The organism is Streptomyces sp. A1136 (genome assembly GCF_004795055.1).
Taxonomy (GTDB): Bacteria; Actinomycetota; Actinomycetes; order Streptomycetales; family Streptomycetaceae; genus Streptomyces.
In genome coordinates this window covers 1-690 of record NZ_SSBJ01000167.1, presented here as the reverse complement: position 1 = coordinate 690, position 690 = coordinate 1, and the positions used below count along the sequence as shown (strand labels likewise).

The 690-nt window shown below is 73.9% G+C and carries 1 protein-coding gene; it reads left to right on the top strand.

Annotation, left to right across the window (positions count from 1 at the left end; genetic code table 11):
- Positions 1 to 670, top strand: a 670-nt coding sequence (locus E6R62_RS37860) for a DUF2637 domain-containing protein (protein ID WP_136217949.1), incomplete at its 5' end; no start/stop codon positions are given.
- Positions 671 to 690: the final 20 nt, after the last annotated feature.

Sequence of the window (690 nt, the reverse complement as noted above, 5' to 3'; positions counted from 1 at the left end):
CGTGTGGACGTGCGCGGGCGCCGCGGCCTGGTTCAACTGGGTGCACGCGCCACGCGGCATGGACCACGCGGGCGCCCCGCAGTTCTTCGCCGGCATGTCCCTCTCGGCGGCGGTCCTCTTCGACCGCGCGCTGAAGCAGACCCGCCGGGCGGCCCTGCGCGAACAGGGCCTGGTACCGCGGCCGCTGCCGCAGATCCGGATCGTCCGGTGGCTGCGGGCCCCCAGGGAGACCTTCGGCGCCTGGTCGCTGATGCTCCTGGAGGGCGTGCGCACCCTGGACGAGGCGGTCGAGGAGGTGCGCGAGGACAAGCGCGCCAAGGAGGAGAACAAGCTCCGCAGGCGGGACCAGGAGAAGCTGGACCGGGCGCACTTCAAGGCGCTCAGCCGGCAGAACCGGGCCTGGGGGCGCGGCAGGAACGGCGGCCGCCAGGTCGACGTCCAGGGGATCGGCGCCGGGCAGGGCTCCCCGCCCAAGGCCGTCGCGGAGCCGGCCATAGCGGAGCCGGGACAGCTGCCGCTGCGCAACCGGCCCTCCCTCCTGGCCGTCGGGACCGCTGAGGCCTCGACTGCCCGCACCGTGGACCTCACCGCCGAGGACGACACCCAGGCGCTGCCCCGGCTCGACTCCCTGGAGCGCAAGCTCAAGGACCTTGAGCAGCAGTTCGGTTAGCACGGACGGGTGGTGCGGTC